Below are 22767 nucleotides of genomic sequence, written 5' to 3'. Positions count from 1 at the left end.
TCTACTTTCTATCAGACAATCTGTGTGAGCACTTCACAAAAACACTTCAATGGTAAGGAGGTGATCCAACCGCAGGTTCCCCTACGGTTACCTTGTTACGACTTCACCCCAGTCATGAATCACAAAGTGGTAAGCGCCCTCCCGAAGGTTAAGCTACCTACTTCTTTTGCAACCCACTCCCATGGTGTGACGGGCGGTGTGTACAAGGCCCGGGAACGTATTCACCGTAGCATTCTGATCTACGATTACTAGCGATTCCGACTTCATGGAGTCGAGTTGCAGACTCCAATCCGGACTACGACGTACTTTATGAGTTCCGCTTGCTCTCGCGAGGTCGCTTCTCTTTGTATACGCCATTGTAGCACGTGTGTAGCCCTACTCGTAAGGGCCATGATGACTTGACGTCATCCCCACCTTCCTCCGGTTTATCACCGGCAGTCTCCTTTGAGTTCCCGACCGAATCGCTGGCAACAAAGGATAAGGGTTGCGCTCGTTGCGGGACTTAACCCAACATTTCACAACACGAGCTGACGACAGCCATGCAGCACCTGTCTCAGAGTTCCCGAAGGCACTAAAGCATCTCTGCTAAATTCTCTGGATGTCAAGAGTAGGTAAGGTTCTTCGCGTTGCATCGAATTAAACCACATGCTCCACCGCTTGTGCGGGCCCCCGTCAATTCATTTGAGTTTTAACCTTGCGGCCGTACTCCCCAGGCGGTCGATTTAACGCGTTAGCTCCGAAAGCCACTCCTCAAGGGAACAACCTTCAAATCGACATCGTTTACAGCGTGGACTACCAGGGTATCTAATCCTGTTTGCTCCCCACGCTTTCGCACCTGAGCGTCAGTCTTTGTCCAGGGGGCCGCCTTCGCCACCGGTATTCCTCCACATCTCTACGCATTTCACCGCTACACATGGAATTCTACCCCCCTCTACAAGACTCTAGCTGACCAGTCTTAGATGCCATTCCCAGGTTAAGCCCGGGGATTTCACATCTAACTTAATCAACCGCCTGCGTGCGCTTTACGCCCAGTAATTCCGATTAACGCTTGCACCCTCCGTATTACCGCGGCTGCTGGCACGGAGTTAGCCGGTGCTTCTTCTGTCGGTAACGTCAATCGTTGATGATATTAGCATCAACGCCTTCCTCCCGACTGAAAGTACTTTACAACCCTAGGGCCTTCTTCATACACGCGGCATGGCTGCATCAGGCTTGCGCCCATTGTGCAATATTCCCCACTGCTGCCTCCCGTAGGAGTCTGGGCCGTGTCTCAGTCCCAGTGTGGCTGATCATCCTCTCAGACCAGCTAGGGATCGTCGCCTAGGTGAGCCATTACCTCACCTACTAGCTAATCCCATATGGGTTCATCCGATAGCGCAAGGACCGAAGTTCCCCTGCTTTGCTCCTTAGAGATTATGCGGTATTAGCTACCGTTTCCAGTAGTTATCCCCCTCTATCGGGCAGATCCCCATACATTACTCACCCGTCCGCCGCTCGTCAGCGGGAAGCAAGCTTCCCCTGTTACCGCTCGACTTGCATGTGTTAGGCCTGCCGCCAGCGTTCAATCTGAGCCATGATCAAACTCTTCAATTAAAAAGCTTGATGCTCAAAGAATGTTTACTGTCGTATATCTTCTTACGAAAACATATTACCTATTAGTTCATATATATGAATTAACGTGTTAGTCACTCTTCAAGACTTAAAATCAAATATTTTTTTGATAGTGTCCTGTGAGTGCCCACACAGATTGTCTGATAAATTGTTAAAGAGCGTTGCAGCATTTCATCGTGAAATTGACCTTCTGGGTCGTTGCTGCGAGGTGACGTATATTACGTTTTTCTTTTAGAAAGTCAAGTGTTTATTTTCAACTTTTTCTTTCTTCACACCGTGTTATCACTTACTTTCTCAAGTTTGGCTTAAGGCTTTTATTTTCTAACCTCACCACCGAAGCGGTTTGCCGTGACAACGGATGCGCATTATAGGGAGACGAAAAAATCTCGCAAGTGTTTTTTTGATATTTTCCACTGACAGCTTAATAATTAAACAATTCGTATAAAAAAAATATGATTTGTTGATAAATCACACTATAGATTATCAAACTCAATCGCAAAGTATGAAACCTTCTCCCAATTGGTGTACTCAATTTCAGTATTAGGGTCTGTTGGCCCATCTGTCATTTTCATAATGAGACGGATCATTACTTTATCGAACCATTTATAGCGCGGGTAAAACAACGCCCCCGCAAAAACAGACTTCAATGCTGGCTTCCAAGGGCAAACCTCCAGAAACTTACGCGTATAAGCATTTGTCTCTACTGTATTCTTACCTTCTTTCCTTGCTGTTAGGTTCACTGCAAAGAAAGCGGTCTTCATTGAATTCAGCTGGCTTTGATGAGAAGTCGCGAAACGCTGAAGTTTTTTATTGAAATGCCCATAACGGATAGAAGCCCCTACCAGCACCTTATCATAAGCAGATAAATTAAAATTTTGCTCTGTATTCAAATCGCGAATATCACATTCTCGGCCTAAGCTACGTAATTGCTCTGCTATTTTTAAAACAATTTTTTTTGTCTGCCCATCCGTACTGGAATGTAGAAGTAAATAACTCATTATCGTTCCTAGATTTTTATCATTTCTATATAGCAATATTGTACTGAATTACTCACGCCAAAACGTTGGAGTCAGTAACACTAATAAGGTAAACACTTCTAAACGACCAAATAACATAGTAACGACCAAAATCCATTTACCCGCTGGATTCATACTTGTGAAGTTATCCGCTACTGTGCCTAACCCTGGTCCTAAGTTATTCAATGTAGTCGCAATCGCAGAAAACGCTGAAAATTCATCGACACCTGTTGCGATAAGCAATAAGAGGCTGACAACAAAAACCAATGCATACGCTGAAAAAAAGCCCCAAACAGCCTCTATTATACGTTCAGGAAGTGCTCTTTGCCCAAGCTTGATGGTATAGACTGCATTTGGATGTACTAGTCGTTTTAGTTCGCGGGAACCTTGTAAGAACAATAATAAGATACGGATAACTTTTAAACCGCCCCCCGTTGAGCCTGCACATCCACCAACAAATGCTGCACACAATAAAAGCATTGGCAAAAATAGCGGCCAACCAGAGAAGCTATCTGTCGTGAAGCCCGCCGTTGTGGCCATCGAGACAACTTGGAAAAAAGCCTGATCAAGTGTTTGACCAAAACCGCCGTAGACAGAGTGATACATCAATATCGCAGTACAAACCACCACGAGGACAAACTGGAAGCTGATAAACATCTTAAATTCAGGATCGCGCCAATAAATACCGAGGCTTCGCCCAGTTAAAACTGCAAAGTGCAAACCAAAGTTACACCCCGAGATAATAAGGAAAACACCAATAATGGTATTAATTGCGGGGCTATTAAAGTAACCGATGCTGGCATCGTGGGTAGAAAACCCACCAATAGCAATTGTTGAAAAGCTATGGGAAATCGCATCAAACACATCCATCCCAGCTATCCATAACGCAATTGCACAGGCTATCGTCAATAAGACATAGATAAGCCAGAGTGTTTTGGCTGTTTCCGCAATTCGAGGACGCATTTTATTGTCTTTCAATGGCCCTGGCATTTCTGCACGATAGAGCTGCATTCCCCCAACACCTAACAGGGGAAGAATAGCAACTGCAAGCACGATGATCCCCATCCCCCCAAGCCACTGCAACATTTGTCGATAAAATAAAATTGCTTTAGGTAAAGAATCAAGTCCTGTTAATGTTGTTGCTCCAGTCGTCGTTAAGCCAGAAAAGGATTCAAAAAAGGCATCCGTCACTGAAAGGTTTGGCCTTTCAGAGAAAATAAACGGTAATGCTCCCACACTGCCCAATACGGTCCAAAATAAGACAACAATAAGAAAGCCTTCTTTCGCTTTTAATTCATGTTTGCTATTACGCGTAGGTAACCATAAAAATAGACCAATTAATAATGCCGTAACGAAAGTCTGGCTGAAGGCTCGCCCTGCACCATCGCGATAAATTAACGCGACAATACCAGGAATAACCATGGTAAAAGAAAAAATGATGACAAGCAGCCCGACAATACGGGTTATTGCACGAAAATGCATTCGGCAGGTTCCTTGCTAAAGCGATTGACTATTCCGATTCTGGCGTGAGCGCTAAGGCACCACGGCTTATATCGCGTAATTTATCATTGACCTCCTGCTCAAGGGTAGCAGGAATTGTAATTTGCAAAGCAACAACTTCATTATAATCACTGTGCAAGATCACGCCATTGACCTGAGCAAGCAGCTGTTCTATTGCATTAATTAGCGAATAATCACACACTAAATTAAACACTTTTTGTGGGACTTTGGTTTGTGTCGATAGTATTTTCAGCGCTTGTTGTGCGCCATTACCATAAGCTTTAACTAGCCCACCAGTACCTAATTTGATCCCACCAAAATAACGCACAACCACACAAGTGATTTCCCCTAGTTGACTACCTAAGAGCTGCGCCATAATAGGTTTACCAGCCGTCCCTGTAGGTTCCCCATCATCGGAAAAGCCCAATTGTTGAGAATCGTCAGGGCGGCCAGCAACGAATGCCCAGCAATGGTGCCGAGCATCGGGGTATTGTGCTTTAATCGATTGAATGTAATCTTTCGCCGCTTCAATACCCTCGGTATGAGCTAAGTAAGTAATAAATCGGCTTTTTTTAATTTCTTCTGTAAAAGAAATCGTTTCTGCCGGTATTAAATAAGGTTTCATTAACGTAAATGCAGGTCTCGAGTCATATTTTCGATACGGTTAGCATGGATCACGATATTATCTTCAATACGAATACCACCGTATGGCTTAAAGAACTCAATTCTATCCCAATTAAAATGCTGACTAAACTCACCCGCTCTCCACGATAAAAGCAGAGATTCAATGAAGTAAAGACCTGGTTCGATAGTTAACACCATTTTGGGTTCTAGAACACGAGTACAACGCAAGAAAGGATACATTTTTGGTGCTGCAAGATGTGTCCCATTGTCGTCTTGCATAAATCCAGCTGCATCATGGACCTGCAGACCTAATGGATGCCCTAAACCATGAGGTAAAAATGGTGTAGTTAAACCATTCTCAACCATTGATTCTTCACTAATACCAGTAACAATATCATGTTTCACAAGGATTTTTGCTATACGGTGATGCATATCCACATGGTAATCAGTGTAACGAACGCCCGCTTTAATTGTGTCGATAAGAGAAAGCTGCTCTTTATTAACGTCCGCGACTAATTCAGCAAATTCATCCTTGCCTTTTGCTGCATACGTTCTCGTGATATCAGCCGCATAACCGTTATATTCGGCGCCTGCATCAATCAAGAAACTCCGTAATTCAGCAGGAACGGATTGCTGTAATTTAGTGTAATGGAGCACTGCTGCATTTTCATTCAATGCAACAATATTGCCATACGGCACGTTAGTATCACGGTGGCCTGTTGATTGTAAGTAGCTGACATTAATATCAAACTCACTCATTCCAGCACGGAAGGCTTCCAATGCAGCAAGATGGCCATTTACCGCCATTTTTTGCGCTTCACGCATGCAATACAGTTCGTAGTCTGTTTTATAGGCACGATGAAAATGGTAATAATCTAAGACTGGCTTCGGATTAATATTATCTAAAGAGATGCCTAAAGATTCGGCTCTTGCTGCCGCTGAACCAATATAAGCAACATTCTCTTTTGGTAAACTGGCCAGGAACCCTTTGATATCATCTGCATTTTTTAGATGAATCAGTTCGACATCTTTCGTCCAAAAGCCATTTGGAAGTGGCTCAACACTGTGCCAATAATCAACGGGTGAGTAAAACCATAATTTAGGTTTATTAACGCCGTCAACTAATAACCAAGAGTGGGGGACATCCGTAACAGGAACCCAAGCCTTAAAGTGCGGATTAACCTTAAATGGGTAGTCACTATCATCAAGAAAGATGCGAAGTGGTTCACCCGAATGAATCAATATGGCATCTAATTTGCTGCGCTGTAAGACTTGCTGAGTTCTGTTTTGTAACGTTTTAATATGATCAGCGTAGAGTGCAGTCAGTTTTTCCATTTCCTTCAACCTTTCAGCATTAATTAGAAAATTCAAGCTTATCACGTTCTGTTCTTAACGGATATGCACTCCGTTGCAAATCCAAACTAATTAATTGATAAATAATAAAAATATCATTTTAAAACAACAGTATTTCACTTAATTGCTGTGACCAAGATTCCAAATTTGTTATTAACCGTTTGCAATTAATTAACATTCTAGTCACACTAAAATCATCTGGTCGTACCAGATAACTTTTTCATGTAAAGGAGAACAGAATGCTTTATCAAAGTGAAACAATCTATATTCAATGGTTGAAAAAAGGTATTGCAGAACTGGTTTTTAATTCACCAGGGCCAATCAATAAGTTGGATACCCACACCGTTGCTTCACTGGATGAAGCCGTGTCTGTTCTTGAGCGTCAACCTGATCTGCAAGGTGTTATTTTCCGCTCTGACAAATCTGCTTTTATTGTCGGAGCTGATATCAAAGAATTTCTCTCATTATTTGAAGCACCGAAAGAAACCCTCAGTGAATGGCTGCAATACGCTAATAGCATCTTTAATCGCATTGAAGATCTCCCTGTTCCTACAATTTGTGCAATCAATGGTTATGCACTTGGTGGCGGCTGTGAGTGTGTTTTATCAACAGATTTTCGTATCGCATCCCCTGATGCTCGTATTGGTTTACCTGAAACGAAACTTGGTATCATGCCAGGGTTTGGTGGCTCTGTTCGCTTGCCAAGGTTAATTGGTTTAGATAGCGCGCTAGAAATTATTACTGCAGGCAAGGATGTCAGCGGGCCTCAAGCACTCAAATTAGGGTTAGTTGATGCCGTAGTTGAAACCGAAAAATTGCCACAATCTGCTTTAGCCATTATTGAATCAGCCATTGCGGGTAACATGAATTGGCAGAAGAAGCGTCAACCTAAACTGGCCCCTCTTCAATTAAGCCCACTTGAGCAGACCATGAGCTTTAATGTTGCGAAAGGCATGGTGTATCAAGTTGCAGGAAAACACTACCCAGCACCAATGGCGGCAGTCAATACCATCGAGAAAGCAGCGAATTGCACTCGCGATGAAGCGCTAAAACATGAAACAGCAGCTTTTGTCCCTCTCGCTCACAGTGATGTTGCCCGTTCATTGGTCAGTATTTTTCTTAATGATCAACAAATTAAATCCAATAGTAAAAAACTGGCTCAAAATGTTAAAGCGCCAACTCAAGCCGCCGTTTTGGGTGCAGGTATTATGGGTGGAGGGATAGCTTACCAGTCCGCCAGTAAAGGTGTGCCAGTTCTAATGAAAGACATCAATGAGAAGTCTTTAGATCTTGGTATTGAAGAAGCCCAAAAATTGTTAAATAACCAGTTTGAGCGGGGGCGCATTAGTGCAGCTAAAATGGCAACAACTTTAGCCGCAATCCACCCTTCATTATCTTATAATGGTATTGAAAATAGCCAAATTATTGTCGAAGCTGTGGTTGAAAATCCCAAAGTAAAAGCCGCCGTGCTATCTGAAGTGGAATCACTTGTTTCACCAGAAACGATACTGGCATCTAATACTTCAACAATTCCAATTTCCACATTGGCTCAATCCTTAAAACGCCCTGAAAACTTTTGTGGAATGCACTTCTTCAACCCTGTACACCGAATGCCTTTAGTGGAAGTTATCCGCGGTACACAAACGTCTGACGATACTGTCGCAAAAGTCGTTGCCTATGCGAATAAAATGGGCAAAACACCAATTGTGGTGAACGATTGCCCAGGTTTCTTTGTGAATCGTGTTCTATTCCCTTATTTTGCAGGTTTCAACTTATTACTCCAAGATGGCGCGGATTTCAAAGAGATCGACAAAATCATGGAAAAAGAATTTGGCTGGCCGATGGGCCCTGCTTATTTACTTGATGTCGTTGGTATCGACACCGCCTTCCACGCTGAACAAGTGATGGCGCAAGGTTTCCCTGAGCGAATGAGTAAAACGGGTAAAAATGCAATTGATGTGATGTATGAACAACAGCGCTTTGGCCAAAAGAACGGGAAAGGCTTTTATCAATACGAAAAAGATAAAAAAGGGAAACCTAAAAAAGTCAATGACCCACAAACTGATGAACTACTGAATTCTATCTGCAAAGTTAAGCGTTCATTTACGAAAGAAGAAATTATCGCTCGAATGATGGCACCAATGATAAACGAAGTCGTTCGTTGCTTAGAAGAAGGCATAATCCAAAGCCCTGCAGATGCAGATATTGCGCTAGTTTATGGCTTAGGCTTCCCTCCATTTAGAGGTGGCGTGTTCTGTTATTTAGACACAATCGGTAGCCAATCATACTTAAAAACTACGGAAGTATTAGCATCATTAAGCCCGCTTTATCAGGCTCCTGAGGGCCTAAAAGCAAAAGCGATGACTAATGCTACCTATTACCCACAACCGCCTGTTGTGGCTATTGATCTCAAAAAAGTTGCGAGGGGTTAATTTTATGGAAAACGTCGTCATTATTGATGGAATACGCACACCAATGGGCCGTTCAAAGGGTGGAGTATTTCGCCATGTTAGAGCTGAAGACCTTTCTGCGCACCTTATGAACGCAATTTTTGAACGCAATCCTAATGCAAGTAAAAAAGAATTAAATGACATTATCTGGGGATGTGTACAACAAACTTTAGAACAAGGTTTTAATATTGCAAAAAATGCCGCTTTATTAACGGATATTCCTCATACAGTGCCTGCTGTCACGGTTAACCGCCTTTGCGGTTCATCAATGCAGGCGGTACATGATGCGAGCCGGTTAATTATGACGGGTGATGCAAATTCAGTCTTAATTGGTGGTGTGGAACATATGGGGCATGTGCCTATGACACATGGCATCGACTTTAACCCTAGACTTACATTGCGAGTAGCAAAAGCCGCAGGAGCAATGGGGTTAACCGCAGAAATGCTAGCCAAAATGTACAAGATTAGTCGAGAAGAACAAGACGCCTTTGCACTTAGGTCTCACCAACTTGCCGCTGCTGCCACAAAAAATGGAAAGTTCGCCAATGAAATCGTAGCTATTGAAGGGCATGATGCTGATGGGAATCTTATTTCCGTAAATTATGACGAAGTCATCCGCTTAGACGCGAGTCTTCAAGGGTTAGCCGCCCTTCGCCCTGCCTTTGATCCTGTAAATGGTACAGTAACTGCGGGGAACTCATCTGCTTTATCAGATGGCGCATCCGCCATGTTACTTAGTAGCGAAAGCTATGCGAAGCAACATGGCATAAAACCGAGAGCTAGAGTCAGGGCAATGGCCGTTGTTGGCTGTGATCCATCTATTATGGGATTTGGCCCTGTTCCTGCGACTGAAATGGCGCTAAAACGAGCAGGCTTATCTTTAAATGATATTGATATTATTGAGTTAAATGAAGCATTCGCGGCTCAATCCATCGCATGTTTAAAAGGACTGAATATTGCTGAAAGCCTCATTGATGAGAAGGTAAACCTAAGCGGAGGGGCTATTGCGCTGGGTCACCCATTAGGTTGCTCTGGAGCAAGGATCACTACAGCATTACTGAATCAGTTAGAGCAAAAAGATAAGCAATTTGGTTTAGCCACAATGTGTATTGGTTTTGGTCAGGGTATCGCCACAATTATTGAACGAGTTTAATACCCCTTTCGTCAAACATTGCATTTTGTCGATGTTCCCGCCTAGTCAGGGGCGGGTTTTTTTTGCCTTTTTTGCCAAATACCCGTGAGTCGTCTGCCATAATTTCGACTAATAGTTGGCGACAAAAAATTATTTCAAAGCGTTTTAACCTTGAAATGACTGTAAGAACTAAGTGAAGTCCCCCTGCAATCTGCAACACTGCCATATTAAATAATATACCAATGCAGGTTTACCCCTCATAGTTCAGATTATAGATAGATAGATAGCAAGCAAAGATATTCCTAGGAGCGTAGATAACTACATGACTAGGGGAGCTAAGTGAAGCCCCCCTACAATTTGAAATATGGCTGGTTAAATAAATTCGTAGGCATCACCAAACAAGCGTTCAACTTTAGCTCCACGCTCATTACAAAAACGATCCCTCGCGCTTTTCGCCATCTCAAAACGACCTGCAATATAAATGTCATGTTCTGAAAGGTCGCCAAAATCCTCTAATACTGCGCTAAGAACTGTCCCTGTACGGCCTCGCCATAATTCATCGGGTTGTTCAACAACAGGAACGACTTTTAGACTAGTGTATTTTTCACTCAGCGCCTGAAGTTCACCAAGATCATACAAATGCTCTAATTGACGCCCACCCCAATAGAAGGTGATATCCCGTTGAGGGTTTTCAGCTAAAGCGGCAAGTAATATTGAATGGGTATAAGAGAACCCCGTTCCCCCCGCAATTAAAATCATTGGGCTTTGACTGTCTTCACGAAACCAGGCTTTGCCATGGGGAATATCGATATCGATGCGTTGTTGATCTAAAATCCTATCCATCACCGCCATGGCATATAAATTAATTTCAGAGGCACCAATATGCAGCTCGATTGTGCCTTTGGTGCAGAGTGTGGATGCCATTGAAAATGGTCGTTTATCTCGCTCATCCATCACAACCATCAAATATTGACCAGCTTTAAAATGAAAGGGACCATCTGGCAACAAAATAACCCGATAAACCGTATCCGTGATTGATTCGACAGATGTGACTTTACAGCTTAAAGTTGCCATGCTTTCCCTCTTATTTTTCAAAAATTTTCAATTGTTCCCAGATATCATCAATGCGAGATTTAACGCTTTCCGTCATGACAATTGGGCGGCCCCATTCACGGTCTGTTTCACCTGGCCATTTGTTTGTCGCATCAAGCCCCATTTTTGAACCTAAACCAGACACAGGGGAAGCAAAATCAAGATAATCTATTGGGGTATTTTCCATCATAACCGTATCTCTAGCAGGGTCCATACGCGTTGTAATAGCCCAAATAACATCCTTCCAGTCACGTGCATTGATATCATCATCGCAAACAATAACAAATTTAGTGTACATGAACTGACGCAGGTATGACCAGACCCCCATCATGACTCTTTTTGCATGCCCTGCATATTGCTTTTTCATTGTTACAACCGCTAAACGGTATGAACACCCTTCGGGGGGGAGATAAAAGTCGACAATTTCAGGAAATTGTTTTTGCAAAATTGGCACTAAAACCTCGTTTAGTGCTTCACCAAGTACCGCTGGCTCATCAGGTGGGCGGCCAGTATATGTTGAGTGATAGATAGCATCACGGCGTTGAGTAACATGGGTGACTGTGAACACAGGGAAGTTATCTATTTCATTGTAATAACCCGTATGATCGCCATAAGGTCCTTCTGGCGCCATCTCACCAGGTTCAATATAGCCTTCAAGGATAATTTCAGCACCAGCAGGTACTTCAAGATCATTGGAAATACACTTAACCACTTCCGTTTTATTACCGCGTAATAAACCCGCAAAAGCGTATTCAGATAGCGTGTCTGGCACAGGAGTAACTGCGCCTAAAATCGTTGCTGGATCAGCACCCAATGCAACAGCTACAGGAAACTTTTCCCCTGGATGTGCTTGGCACCATTCTTGGAAGTCTAATGCACCACCACGATGAGACAACCAGCGCATGATCACTTTATTTTTACCAAGGACTTGCTGACGATAAATACCGAGGTTTTGACGCTCTTTGTGTGGCCCTTTAGTGACAGTCAACCCCCACGTAATAAGTGGTGCGGCATCTTCTGGCCAACAATGCATAACTGGAATTTTAGTTAGATCAACATCTTCACCCGCCCAAATTTGTTCCTGACACGGAGCTGAGCTTAAGCGCTTAGCAGGCATATTCAAAACTTGTTTGAATTTAGGTAACTTATCGAATAAGTCACGGAAACCCTTCGGAGGATCGGGCTCTTTTAAGAATGCGAGTAGCTTGCCAACATCATGCAAGGCTTTAATGTCTTCTTGCCCCATTCCCATTGCAACCCGCTTGGTTGTCCCAAACAAATTACATAGAACAGGCATATTGTAACCTTTTGGATTTTCAAATAATAAGGCCGGTCCCCCTGCTCTTAGGGTGCGATCTGCAATTTCAGTCATCTCCAAATAGGGATCGACTTCCATTATAATGCGTTTTAACTCGCCTTGCTTTTCCAGCTGCGCGATAAAATCTCTAAGGTCACGATATTTCATTATCTTCTTTTACTATTACAGAGGGAGTCTCATTATAAGACGTCCGGCCAAGGTTACAAGTTACTGTCTAAATCATTTAAAAATCAATATTTTTCTGGTTAAGTATACCATTTTACTGGCAATCAAAAGGGACTAATTTTTCTAATAATAATGTATCGAACTGCTCTGGGAATGTTTTGTTGTGCTGAAATAATTTAAAACCTTCATTCTTACCACTAAAATAATGGAGTTCATTCCCTTTAATTTGCAAACCGCTACCTTCTCGAAGCGCAACAACCACTTCATGTGGGTTAATTACGCAAAACTCTTGTAGTCTTTCATCACGTGTTTCCCCCATATGCCCAGAAATATGTGCATCAATGTAATGTGGGTTAATTTGTAATGGAAAGAGCCCCAAAGATGGCATAATAGCTGCATTACTCACAGGCATATCATTGGTTGTGCGAATACTTGGTGTTGCTACATTACAACCTGCACTCCAACCAATGTATGGAACACCACGCTCTCTAACCGCACGTTGAATCGCCACAATCAAACCATTTTCATGTAGGCACTTGTTTAACCACCAAGTATTACCACCGCTAACCAGAATACACTCTGCTTGTTCAATGGCTTCAACTGGGCTAGAAAAATGCTCTATAGTCGTTACTTTAATGCCTAGTGCTTCTGAAAGTTGTTCTGCACGCTCATCATGGGATCCACGGAGAACAGCATATGGAACGAGAACAGCTGATTTGATATTTTTACGGGTAAGTGTTTCTTTAATTCGAGGTAAAGCATAGCTTAACCAAACTGAGTTTCCTGGTAATTTACCATTACTCAACAAAAAGATATCCATTGTGTCTCCTACAAACTTAGGTTCTATATTACAGTGTTCATAAGCCGCAGCTTGATGATTTTAACTTACGGATATGAATAATATTGTGCAGAGGTTCATTAGTCACATTGTTCTGTCGTAATTTGTTATCATAAACATATTATTGTCATACGAGATTCAAAAAATGGAAAAATGGTACCTGCTTTATTGCAAACGAGGCCAAATTGAACGTGCTATTGAGCATCTAAATAGACAGAACGTGCTCTGTATGACTCCCATGACTGAGATGGAAAAAATTGTTAGGGGTAAAAGGACAACGGTGCAAGAAGCATTATTTCCGAATTACTTATTTGTAAAGTTTGATCATAACGAAATTCATACTACGACGATTCAATCCACTCGGGGTGTTAGCCATTTTATTCGTTTTGGCCAATTACCGACTGAAGTACCAGAAGAAGTGATTGAGTTATTACAGCTGACTCCAATTACCCATATGGTTGCACCAGACCTTCCAAAATCAGGCGATAAAGTGACAATTACAGAGGGTATTTTTGCAGGAATTCAAGCTATCTTTGATGAGCCTAATGGAGAGTATCGTTCAATTCTTCTATTGAATATTTTAAACAAAAATGTCCCAAAAGTGCTCGAAAATACGCAATTCAAAAAATCACCTGAGCTGTAATTCAAGACAATAAAAAGCCCATCATTAATGGGCGTTTTATTGTCAGTAAAATCAGGAGCTCGATGCATCTATTAAGGTTAAGATTCTTCTTTTTCATCTTCCTCTTCTTCTTGACGCTTCCTTCCTTTACCTACGTAGAAATTAGAAAGTAAAACACCAAGCTCAAAGAGCAAGTACATGGGCACTGCAAGTAGCGTTTGAGATAATACATCTGGAGGCGTTAAGAACATCCCGACGATAAATGCCCCTACAAGAATGTATGGACGTTTACGCTTAAGTGCCTCAGGGGTAGTGACCCCAGTCCAACACAGTAAGATAATGGCAATAGGCACCTCAAAAGCCGCACCAAACGCCATAAACAAAGTCATAACGAAACTAAGGTACTTACTGATATCAGGAATGAAGTTAACGCTATCTGGCGTTGTTTTAACAAAGAAGCCAAATGCTAGTGGGAAGACAACAAAATAAGCAAATGCCATTCCAAGATAAAATAAAAAGCTACTTGAAACCAGCAGAGGTAACATCAATTTACGCTCATGCTTATAGAGTGCTGGTGCAATAAATGCCCAGATTTGATAAAGAATAACAGGTATCGATACAAAAACCGAGACCATCATTGTCAATTTAATCGGGGTAAAAAATGTTGATGCCACATCAGTCGCACTCATTTGCGAACCCACTGGCAGCTTATCAATCAAAGGGGCCGCAACGAGACGGTAGATATCATTTGAAAAATAAGCAAGTGCAGCGAAGACAATTAAAACTGTTATTAAACAGTTTAATAGCCGTTTGCGAAGTTCAATGAGGTGGCTAATAAGTGGTTGTGTATCATTTACAGCCATGTGTTATTTTTCACTTTCGGTTTGATTCGAGTTTTTAGCTTTAGTATCTTGCGAGTCTGTTGTTGCTAAAGCGACTGGCTCATCAGTTTTTGCTGGTTCCTCAGTTTCAACTTCCTCAACAACAGCAGCCATTTTAGCCGCATACTCAGGATCTGGATCCGATTCTTGCGTCTGTTCAGCGCTGTTTTTCGCATCTTTGACAGCTGTATCATAGCTATCAGTGATTTCTTTAGCTTTATTTAACTCTGTTTCAATATCATTAGTTGTTGCTTGATAGCCACTTTTCAGTGACTGAGCTGCTGTCCGCAGTTCTTCCATAGACTGCTTCAGTTCAGGAGACAGCGCTTCTAGATTAGCTTTCTCCTCAACTTTTTTCAGCGTTTCTTGCAATTCCTGTAATTTCAGCTCTTGCGATAGCTCATTTTGTACATTAGCAGCCATTGAGCGCATGGTACGAATCCACCCAGCAACGGTTCTCACCGCCACAGGTAAGCGCTCAGGCCCTAATACAACAAGACCGATGACAGCAACAAGCAACAGTTCACTAAAACCTATGTCAAACACGGTTTAACCCTGCTCTTTGTTTTTGCTCTCAACTGGGCTTTCTTTTTTCTCTGCAGCCTGTTGTTCCGTAATATTTTTAGTCGCAAAATCAGCATCTTGCTTTTCTTGTTCTACTTTCGCTTTTTCATCATCACTCATCGCTTTTTTAAAGCCTTTGAGTGATTCACCTAAATCAGAACCTAAAGAACGTAATTTTTTGGTGCCGAAAATTAAAATAATAAGCAAAGCAATAATAATGAGTTGCCAAGGACTACCAAAAGCAGCCATTGCAATAGTTGATTCCATTGTTAATACCTCTATAGTTTTGGGATCAATTGTTATTAGGTCTATTATATACAACCAACACAAAATACGGAAATGTTCACAGCCTTATAAACTTGTCGCAAAACAAAGTTTACTTAATTTTCGCCTGTTTTACACCAACCAAACAACCACGATAAAGCACCAGCAGCCATAAACACTGCGGAAAGACGCGTTAAATCGGAAATAAAGAATAAACTGCCACAGAGGATAAATGTAGCCCCTATTCCTAATAGGTATTGCGATTTTCGCTGTTTATTTCGCTGACCTTTCAACTGCTGTGCAAGTTGTTCAATGTTTGACTGCAAGTACTTGTGTTGTTTCAGGGCACCATAAATTAAATCTGGTAGCTCAGGCATTTTTTCAGCCCAATAAGGTGCTTTTTCTTTCAATGCTTGTGTAATTGCAGGTAAGCCAACTTGGCTATGCACCCAATCCTCTAAAAATGGTTTTGCTGTTTTCCATAAATCCAACTGAGGGTATAGCTGCCGACCAAGACCTTCCACATACAATAATGTTTTTTGCAATAGTACTAACTGAGGTTGCACTTCCATATTAAAACGGCGCGCCGTATTAAATAAATTCAGTAGTACATGCCCGAAAGAGATTTCGGCTAATGGCTTTTCAAAGATAGGTTCGCATACTGTACGAATGGCGAATTCAAAATCCTCCACATTAGTATCTTGGGGAACCCAACCAGAATCGACGTGAAGCTCCGCAACTTTACGGTAATCACGATTAAAAAATGCAATAAAGTTTTCAGCTAAATAGCGCTTATCTTCTTTATTTAATGAGCCGACGATACCACAGTCAATACCAATATACAGAGGGTCTTCTGGGTGCTCATAACTGACAAAAATATTCCCAGGATGCATATCCGCATGGAAAAAGCTATCGCGAAACACTTGAGTGAAAAAGACCTTTACACCGCGCTCAGCTAACAGCTTCATATTGGTTCCCTGCGCTTTGAGTGTCGCAATATCTGATACAGGGATCCCATAGATACGTTCCATTACCATGACATTTTCACGGCAATAGTCTGGATAAACTTCAGGGATATACAGCATAGAGCTGTTTTCAAAGTTACGTCGCAGTTGAATAGCATTCGCCGACTCGCGTAAAAGGTTCAGCTCATCAATTAATGTTTTTTCATATTCACGAACCACTTCTTTTGGACGCAAACGGCGCCCATCAGGTAATAACGGCACCCAATTTGCGATACGGTACATGAGCTTAATATCCGCTTTGATAATAGGTAAAATATCTGGGCGAATAACCTTGATAACAACATCTTTGCCATTTTCTTTTAAAATAGCCGTATGAACTTGAGCGATAGACGCAGATGCGAGTGCTTGCTCATCAAAATGATCAAACCATTGCTCCAGAGGCCCACCTAAAGAAGCCTCAATATAACCACGTGCTAATTTACCATCGAAGCTGGCAACTTTGTCTTGTAGTAAAGAGAGTTGATCTGCGATTGCAGGTGGAAAGAGATCTCGGCGAGTCGATAACATCTGGCCAAATTTAATCCAAACGGGGCCTAATTCTTGTAATGCAAGACGTAATCTTTCACCAAGTTCTTTATCTTTGTGCTGATTCCTAATCCAAAAAAAACCCAAGCGACCAATACGAAGTGGCAACGTAAGTTTAATTTTGGGGATTAACTCATCTAATCCGTAAGAGAGAAAAACCCGAATAATGAAGTAAAGTCGTTTTAATTCACCGGGTGTCATTCTTCTCCTCCAGTTGGCTTAGCCGTTGTTCCAGCGTACTCATTGAGCTCTCAATTTGCTCAATCTCATCACTAAAATGCACGAATTCAAGTTGGCTTGGCGCCATTTTCCACTCTTCAATCAGGGCATCTTTAACATACGTCTTTTGGCGTTTAACCAAATGAGTTACAAGGCAAACACCTTTATTTAGCAGCTTGCTCAACCCTTCCGCTGCTACATCGCCGATATACGGTGATAAATAGTGAGCTGGATTCCAAATCGCTAAATCGAGCAAAGAAGACCAATGTTGGACAATCTGCATATCCCCTTCAATCACGATATCACCGTGATTAATCAATTGAGATAATTGTTGTTTGTCTTTCAACTTCACTAAAGTGAACAGCGACGTTTTAATTGTACAATCTGCCGCTTCAGTCCATTCGCTCAGTACATCAACATGATTTTCCGCAAAAATCAGGGTCAGTGTTTTATTAAGCTCTTTTAACTCAATGGACATCACCTTACCCGCCAAACGCATCCTAGCAGGCTGCAGAACTTTCTCTTTAAACAGCATATGATTAAGAGAGGTTTCCATCATTGCTGTTATTAAAGAATACAAAACCGTATGTTGGATTTCGGTATGTGCTGATGCCGCTTCCATCTTAGAATTTAAACCCTTTGTGCAGTGCAACAATACCACCGGTCATATTTGTATAAGACACTTGTTCAAAACCGGCATTTTCCATCATCCCTTTCAAAGTTTCTTGATTTGGGTGCATACGGATTGATTCTGCTAAGTAACGATAACTATCTGGATCGTTGACAATAGCCTGCCCAATACGCGGTAAAATATGGAATGAATATGCGTCATAAGCTTTATTCAGTGGCTCAATAACGGGTTTTGAAAATTCTAAGACCAGCAAGCGACCGCCTGGTTTTAGCACACGAAACATTGAACGCAGTGCTTTGTCTTTATCGGTAACGTTCCGCAAGCCAAAAGAAATGGTAATACAATCAAAATAGTTATCTGGGAATGGTAGTTCTTCTGCGTTAGCTTGAACATAATTAACATTTCCCACAATGCCGAGGTCACGTAATTTTTCACGCCCCATTTTCAGCATGGAATCGTTAATATCTGCCAGAATGACTTCCCCTTTTTCACCCACCAAGCGTGAAAATTTTGCGGTTAAGTCCCCTGTTCCACCCGCAAGATCCAGTACACGCTGATTACGGCGCACACCGCTTGCTTCAATCGTGAAACGTTTCCAGATACGATGAATACCGAATGACATCAGGTCATTCATTAAGTCATATTTTGATGCTACAGAGTGAAAAACATTCGCTACTAAGCCAGCTTTATCCTCTTTGCCGACAGTGCGGAAACCAAAATCAATGGTTTCTTTCGTTGGTTCAGTCATTTCTCTTATGCCTGCTTATCATTCAAACTTTGTAGGAAGTGTAACAGCCTTTGAGGTAAAACCCTATTAGAAGTCTACGATTCAGCACAATTAGGTGAATCTGACCGCTCTACAAGTTGAGGCTCAATAGGTTGTTTTATCTCTACCCCAAGCTCCTTAAAACTTTCCGCTTGGCTAATCAAATTACCCCGCCCTTGAGCAAGGCGTTTCATCGCCGAATGGTAAGTATTATTCGCTTTATCAAGGCTGGTGCCTAAAACCTGCATATCATCCACAAATAAACGCAGCTTGTCGTACATTTTTGCTGCCTTATCTGCAATTTCTTGGGCATTTTGCCCTTGTCGCTCATAACGCCATATATTATTAATTGTTCGAACCGCCACTAGCAAGGTGGATGGACAAACTAACATAATATTTTGCTTTATTCCTTCATCGAGTAGCTCAGGGGCTTCTTTCAAAGCCAGCAAATAGGCTGGCTCAATAGGAATAAACATTAAAACGTAATCCAGTGAACGAATTCCTGGTAACTGATGATAATCCTTTCGGCTCAGCATTCGCATATGATTACGAATGGAAGCAACGTGGTTTTTTAACGCTTGTTGCTGCTCATGAGGGTCTTCACTATTGAAATAGTGCTCGTAAGACACTAATGACATTTTGGCATCGACAACCACATCTTTACCTTCAGGAAGGTGGATAATGACATCAGGTTGATAGCGGCTATTATAACCCGTATTAATACTGACTTGGGTTTCAAATTCGCTGCCTTCACGCAAACCGGAAACTTCTAAGATACGGGTTAGAATAGTTTCTCCCCAATTACCCTGTATCTTGTTATCCCCTTTCAGCGCACGCGTTAGATTAACGGCCTCTTTGGTCATCTGATTGTTGAGCTGCTGCAACTGCCTAATTTCATAGGCCAATGTATGCCTTTCTTTCGCTTCTTCACCAAAACTTTGTTGAACTTGTTGGCGAAAACCATCTAATTGCTCACGAAAAGGCGATAGCATTGCGAGTAAGCTTTTTTGCTGCTGTTCTGAAGCACGACGCTCATTTTGTTCAAAAATACGATTCGCTAAATTTTCGAACTGAGTCGTTAAGCGTTGCTCACTGTTCTGTAAAATGCGTTGTTTTTCTTCGTTAGCAAGCTGATTTTGCTCTAACCGTGTGATGACTTCGCGTAATTCGGCCTCTTGTTCCCGGTTAATGTCACGTTGTGTACGAAGCTCTTGATCAAGCCTGTCATACTCCTCTTTCCACTGAGCAAGATGCACATTTTTTTCATCGCTGGCTGCAAGTTGGCGGTAAGCCTGTTGTAGCTCTTGATCTTTGTGCGCGATTTTTTGGGCAATAGAAAACCACGTCGCTAAACCACCGACTAAAATGCCACTCAACGCACCAATAACGGCATATAAAAGAGAGGTATCCACGATTAAATCCTTACTTTACAAAATCTAGTGTAAGGTAATGGGATACTGTATAAGTGTCCAGAGGTAATTTCATTTGCCGCCGTTTATTTGCGAGCCGCTTCGCAAGCCTAGCCTATCCAACTCGCAAACCATTTAAGACCAAGGGCTCCTGGGGCGAGTATGCCAAACGCCCAGATCATCGCAGAGGCAATATTGGCAAGTTGGAAATGGCGTTGAGGCATCGCACAGATCCCTGCAACCAAAGGGACGACGGCCCTCAATGGCCCGAAGAAACGGCCAAAAAAGATCCCCCAAATCCCCCATCGATCAAAAAAAACTTGTCCTTTATCAATCATTTGCGGATTACGGGAAATCGGCCACATCTTGCGTACGTTTTCTTTGTAATGAAAACCAAACCAGTAAGAAAGCCAATCGCCAAAAAAGGCCCCTAGCGCAGCAGCCAACCAAATAGGCCAAAAAACAATATTGCTTTCACCAATCAAAGCGCCAAGCGCAAGCAGTATCACTGTTGCAGGTAAAAGAAGTGATAAGAAAGCGAGAGATTCACCAAAGGCGAGAAAGAAAATAATGGGTAGCGCCCATACTTCATGTTCACGAGTAAAATCCGTCACAACGGTCACGATTTCATTGAGCGTCACGGTATATTCCTTCCATCAATGGTTAGATGTATTACAGTAGCGAAAAACGTATAAATCAAGATTAAACAGGACAATAAATTCAGCTGAGTTATGTGCTCATACCTTTATTCACACAACATCAGCCAAAGTAACATCTATTATTCGAGGAAGTGTTGCTGTAAGTCTTCACGTTGTTTCAGCCCTAAGCCAAAATCGGTTTCCAACCACTTATTCACATTACCATACTGTTTTTCAATGCTTTTTAAGGCTGTTTGTAGGAACTCTTCACGGACAGAATACACATACTCAAACTTTTTCACGATGCTATCACTCATGGTTTTTGCGTGTTCTTCCAGTAAGTGCTTACGATATGGCGCTAATGTTTCGTTAGTGAGTAAATAGTCTTCCATTACCGTTTCAAGATCAGCACCTAAAGCAAATAAAACCAACGCCGAGCCGACACCAGTGCGGTCTTTCCCGACGGCACAGTGCTGAACAATCCCCCCTTTTTCGGGTTGCTGTAGCATGTTCACCAATTGATGATATGCGGGGTTATTCAACGGTAATAATTCATACAAACGAAACATAAAGGCTTGTGGATCAAACTGTTCCAATATTTCTGGCGTAAGCTTATCTAAGTTTGCTGTCACTTCTTTGGCGAGCGGGTTTGCCGGAGCATGGACATAATGTGCACCTGGCCAAACAACATCAGGCTTAGCAATGATTTCAACTTCGTCACGATAATCAATAATTTGGAAAAGATTTTGTGATTGTAAAACCGACTCATCATCCTGAGTTAAGCGATCTAATGCCCCTGAACGGAACAGCACGCCAGGTTTGATTTTATTGCCATTTGATAGTTTTTTCCCACCTAAATCGCGGAAATTAATCCCCCCTTTCAGTGGAAGGACGGAAGGGTGAAGGTAAGGTGTTGTTGACATAATGATTCCTTTTTGCCCACAGCACACGTCTAAGTTGCAAATAAAGAAGATGCAACCCAAACGATTAAAGGGCACATAATATTGATAATTGTTTTTATGACAATAACAGATCTAATGAATAAGAGGATCACGTTATTTTCTGGAAATTCATTACAAACTGTTAAAAACTTGGCAGGATTATGATTCAAATAAATAATTTGAAGGGCAAACTAAGCCCGCCTATTGCCTTTCCACAACCGAGTGAATTTTAAATAGGCGAGCCAGTAAATCATTGATTACAGTAAACGACGTGCCGCTTCAACAACAATACTCAGCACATTACCTTCTGTTTTCTTCAGTAATGCTTCATTTGGGATTTCTTGTTGTGTACGATTAACAATCACCCCTGCAACCATACCTGCACGTAAGCCTTTGCTGCTTGAGCACATGGTCAGTAACGTTGCTGATTCCATTTCATAGTTCATAACGCCCATGTCTTGCCACTCTTTCATTGAGCCTCTGAAATGGCGCATTACACGACCAGTATAGGTATCATAACGCTCTTGGCCTGGGTAGAAAGTATCTGAAGAGGCTGTTACACCAACATGAACCGTTGCACCCGCATCTTTTGCCGCTGCAAATAATGCATTAGTACAATCAAAATCCGCCACTGCTGGGTATTCAAGTGGCGCAAAGTGCTGGCTCGCACCATCTAAGCGTACTGCACCTGTGGTGACTAATACATCACCCACATTAATATCTTCTTGGATTGCACCAGTTGTACCAATACGTAGGAAAGTACGGATACCTAATTGCGCGAGTTCTTCAACTGCAATAGAGGTAGATGGGCCACCAATACCTGTTGAGCAAACAATAACAGCTTTACCATCGAGCTCACCACGCCACGAAGTATACTCACGTAATGACGCAAGGTGTACAGGGTTATCCATCAGACGTGCAATTTTTTCAACACGGTTAGGATCCCCAGGAACAATCGCTACGGTTGCACCCTGTAAGTCACTTTTCTTTAAACCTAAGTGGAAAACGTCAGACATATCAAACTCCTTTACACAATGGCATCATTGAATTAATTAGCTACTATTAATATAGCGATAAGCACAAGTTAATTTAGTGACGAGTATCTCTTTTAATGAAAACATCATCATTTTATTTTCAATAAAACGTGATTTTAATCACAAAATAAAGGTGCCATATTGAGAAT

General features: G+C 42.0%; 20 protein-coding genes and 1 rRNA gene. 3 read left to right on the top strand and 18 right to left on the bottom strand.

The window, feature by feature from the left end; genetic code table 11:
* Positions 1–53: 53 nt before the first annotated feature.
* The 5 genes from ACE2AL_RS02765 to pepQ form a co-directional block, all read right to left on the bottom strand.
* A 16S ribosomal RNA gene (locus ACE2AL_RS02765) occupies positions 54–1593 on the bottom strand.
* A gap of 491 nt (positions 1594–2084) precedes the next feature.
* Entirely contained in the window at positions 2085–2609 is a 525-nt protein-coding gene (hemG, locus tag ACE2AL_RS02760; protein ID WP_206086359.1) for a menaquinone-dependent protoporphyrinogen IX dehydrogenase, read from the bottom strand.
* A gap of 48 nt (positions 2610–2657) precedes the next feature.
* Complete coding sequence (gene trkH / locus ACE2AL_RS02755) at positions 2658–4109, bottom strand: Trk system potassium transporter TrkH (RefSeq protein WP_206086358.1); 1452 nt, start codon at positions 4107–4109, stop codon at positions 2658–2660.
* A 28-nt stretch (positions 4110–4137) separates the two neighbouring features.
* Positions 4138–4752: an IMPACT family protein gene (locus ACE2AL_RS02750; protein ID WP_206086357.1), complete on the bottom strand. Its 615-nt coding sequence runs from the start codon at positions 4750–4752 to the stop codon at positions 4138–4140.
* The gene (pepQ, locus tag ACE2AL_RS02745; protein ID WP_375083952.1) at positions 4752–6086 is read right to left on the bottom strand and encodes a Xaa-Pro dipeptidase; all 1335 of its coding nucleotides are present in this window, start codon (positions 6084–6086) and stop codon (positions 4752–4754) included. Before pepQ ends, ACE2AL_RS02750 begins: the two co-directional genes overlap by 1 nt.
* Before the next feature lie 257 nt (positions 6087–6343).
* Here pepQ and fadB point away from each other — a divergent pair, with 257 nt between their 5' ends.
* Together fadB and fadA are read left to right on the top strand one after the other, a co-directional pair.
* Positions 6344–8536, top strand: coding sequence for a fatty acid oxidation complex subunit alpha FadB (gene fadB / locus ACE2AL_RS02740; RefSeq protein WP_375083951.1), 2193 nt, complete (start codon positions 6344–6346; stop codon positions 8534–8536).
* 4 nt (positions 8537–8540) lie between these two features.
* Positions 8541–9707 (top strand): acetyl-CoA C-acyltransferase FadA, encoded by a 1167-nt coding sequence (fadA, locus tag ACE2AL_RS02735; protein WP_206086354.1) that lies wholly within the window; start codon positions 8541–8543, stop codon positions 9705–9707.
* A gap of 351 nt (positions 9708–10058) precedes the next feature.
* Here the strand turns inward: fadA and fre are convergent, their stop codons facing one another.
* The 3 genes from fre to pepE form a co-directional block, all read right to left on the bottom strand.
* Positions 10059–10760, bottom strand: coding sequence for an NAD(P)H-flavin reductase (gene fre / locus ACE2AL_RS02730; RefSeq protein WP_206086353.1), 702 nt, complete (start codon positions 10758–10760; stop codon positions 10059–10061).
* A gap of 10 nt (positions 10761–10770) precedes the next feature.
* Complete coding sequence (ubiD, locus tag ACE2AL_RS02725; protein WP_375083950.1) at positions 10771–12243, bottom strand: 4-hydroxy-3-polyprenylbenzoate decarboxylase; 1473 nt, start codon at positions 12241–12243, stop codon at positions 10771–10773.
* 112 nt (positions 12244–12355) lie between these two features.
* A complete protein-coding gene (gene pepE / locus ACE2AL_RS02720; RefSeq protein ID WP_206086351.1) occupies positions 12356–13081 on the bottom strand; it encodes a dipeptidase PepE in 726 nt (241 codons plus the stop codon).
* A 163-nt stretch (positions 13082–13244) separates the two neighbouring features.
* Between pepE and rfaH the strand changes: the two genes are divergently transcribed.
* The gene (rfaH, locus tag ACE2AL_RS02715; protein ID WP_206086350.1) at positions 13245–13742 is read left to right on the top strand and encodes a transcription/translation regulatory transformer protein RfaH; all 498 of its coding nucleotides are present in this window, start codon (positions 13245–13247) and stop codon (positions 13740–13742) included.
* Between the two features lie 77 nt (positions 13743–13819).
* On the opposite strand, the gene tatC is transcribed toward rfaH, so the two are convergent.
* The 10 genes from tatC to udp all read right to left on the bottom strand — a co-directional run bounded on the left by tatC (position 13820) and on the right by udp (position 22600).
* Entirely contained in the window at positions 13820–14584 is a 765-nt protein-coding gene (gene tatC, locus ACE2AL_RS02710) for a Sec-independent protein translocase subunit TatC (RefSeq protein WP_206086349.1), read from the bottom strand.
* A 3-nt stretch (positions 14585–14587) separates the two neighbouring features.
* The gene (tatB, locus tag ACE2AL_RS02705) at positions 14588–15148 is read right to left on the bottom strand and encodes a Sec-independent protein translocase protein TatB (RefSeq protein WP_206086348.1); all 561 of its coding nucleotides are present in this window, start codon (positions 15146–15148) and stop codon (positions 14588–14590) included.
* Between the two features lie 3 nt (positions 15149–15151).
* A complete protein-coding gene (tatA, locus tag ACE2AL_RS02700; protein WP_206086347.1) occupies positions 15152–15433 on the bottom strand; it encodes a twin-arginine translocase TatA/TatE family subunit in 282 nt (93 codons plus the stop codon).
* A 113-nt stretch (positions 15434–15546) separates the two neighbouring features.
* Positions 15547–17181, bottom strand: coding sequence for a ubiquinone biosynthesis regulatory protein kinase UbiB (gene ubiB, locus ACE2AL_RS02695; RefSeq protein ID WP_206086346.1), 1635 nt, complete (start codon positions 17179–17181; stop codon positions 15547–15549).
* On the bottom strand, positions 17168–17821 hold the full coding sequence (locus tag ACE2AL_RS02690; protein ID WP_375083948.1) for an SCP2 domain-containing protein: 654 nt from the start codon (positions 17819–17821) through the stop codon (positions 17168–17170). Before ACE2AL_RS02690 ends, ubiB begins: the two co-directional genes overlap by 14 nt.
* 1 nt (position 17822) lies before the next feature.
* Positions 17823–18578, bottom strand: a complete 756-nt coding sequence (gene ubiE / locus ACE2AL_RS02685; protein WP_047756010.1) for a bifunctional demethylmenaquinone methyltransferase/2-methoxy-6-polyprenyl-1,4-benzoquinol methylase UbiE — start codon at positions 18576–18578, stop codon at positions 17823–17825.
* 74 nt (positions 18579–18652) lie between these two features.
* Positions 18653–20008: a DNA recombination protein RmuC gene (gene rmuC / locus ACE2AL_RS02680; protein ID WP_206086344.1), complete on the bottom strand. Its 1356-nt coding sequence runs from the start codon at positions 20006–20008 to the stop codon at positions 18653–18655.
* A 107-nt stretch (positions 20009–20115) separates the two neighbouring features.
* Positions 20116–20646 (bottom strand): DedA family protein, encoded by a 531-nt coding sequence (locus ACE2AL_RS02675; protein WP_206086343.1) that lies wholly within the window; start codon positions 20644–20646, stop codon positions 20116–20118.
* Between the two features lie 137 nt (positions 20647–20783).
* A complete protein-coding gene (locus ACE2AL_RS02670; protein ID WP_272574197.1) occupies positions 20784–21566 on the bottom strand; it encodes a tyrosine-protein phosphatase in 783 nt (260 codons plus the stop codon).
* Positions 21567–21841: 275 nt separating this feature from the next.
* A complete protein-coding gene (gene udp / locus ACE2AL_RS02665) occupies positions 21842–22600 on the bottom strand; it encodes a uridine phosphorylase (RefSeq protein ID WP_206086341.1) in 759 nt (252 codons plus the stop codon).
* Positions 22601–22767: the final 167 nt, after the last annotated feature.

This window comes from Providencia xihuensis (genome assembly GCF_041953405.1).
GTDB classification, from domain to species: Bacteria; Pseudomonadota; Gammaproteobacteria; order Enterobacterales; family Enterobacteriaceae; genus Providencia; species Providencia vermicola.
The sequence above is the reverse complement of the archived record's forward strand: the minus strand, read 5'-3'. Positions and strand labels throughout refer to the sequence as shown.

Bases quoted from the DNA above. Each gene is read 5' to 3' on its own strand.
- hemG (WP_206086359.1), bottom strand. From the start codon at position 2,609: ATGAGTTATTTACTTCTACATTCCAGTACGGATGGGCAGACAAAAAAA.
- trkH (WP_206086358.1), bottom strand. From the start codon at position 4,109: ATGCATTTTCGTGCAATAACCCGTATTGTCGGGCTGCTTGTCATCATT.
- ACE2AL_RS02750 (WP_206086357.1), bottom strand. From the start codon at position 4,752: ATGAAACCTTATTTAATACCGGCAGAAACGATTTCTTTTACAGAAGAA.
- pepQ (WP_375083952.1), bottom strand. From the start codon at position 6,086: ATGGAAAAACTGACTGCACTCTACGCTGATCATATTAAAACGTTACAA.
- fadB (WP_375083951.1), top strand. From the start codon at position 6,344: ATGCTTTATCAAAGTGAAACAATCTATATTCAATGGTTGAAAAAAGGT.
- fadA (WP_206086354.1), top strand. From the start codon at position 8,541: ATGGAAAACGTCGTCATTATTGATGGAATACGCACACCAATGGGCCGT.
- fre (WP_206086353.1), bottom strand. From the start codon at position 10,760: ATGGCAACTTTAAGCTGTAAAGTCACATCTGTCGAATCAATCACGGAT.
- ubiD (WP_375083950.1), bottom strand. From the start codon at position 12,243: ATGAAATATCGTGACCTTAGAGATTTTATCGCGCAGCTGGAAAAGCAA.
- pepE (WP_206086351.1), bottom strand. From the start codon at position 13,081: ATGGATATCTTTTTGTTGAGTAATGGTAAATTACCAGGAAACTCAGTT.
- rfaH (WP_206086350.1), top strand. From the start codon at position 13,245: ATGGAAAAATGGTACCTGCTTTATTGCAAACGAGGCCAAATTGAACGT.
- tatC (WP_206086349.1), bottom strand. From the start codon at position 14,584: ATGGCTGTAAATGATACACAACCACTTATTAGCCACCTCATTGAACTT.
- tatA (WP_206086347.1), bottom strand. From the start codon at position 15,433: ATGGAATCAACTATTGCAATGGCTGCTTTTGGTAGTCCTTGGCAACTC.
- ubiB (WP_206086346.1), bottom strand. From the start codon at position 17,181: ATGACACCCGGTGAATTAAAACGACTTTACTTCATTATTCGGGTTTTT.
- ACE2AL_RS02690 (WP_375083948.1), bottom strand. From the start codon at position 17,821: ATGGAAGCGGCATCAGCACATACCGAAATCCAACATACGGTTTTGTAT.
- ubiE (WP_047756010.1), bottom strand. From the start codon at position 18,578: ATGACTGAACCAACGAAAGAAACCATTGATTTTGGTTTCCGCACTGTC.
- ACE2AL_RS02670 (WP_272574197.1), bottom strand. From the start codon at position 21,566: ATGTCAACAACACCTTACCTTCACCCTTCCGTCCTTCCACTGAAAGGG.
- udp (WP_206086341.1), bottom strand. From the start codon at position 22,600: ATGTCTGACGTTTTCCACTTAGGTTTAAAGAAAAGTGACTTACAGGGT.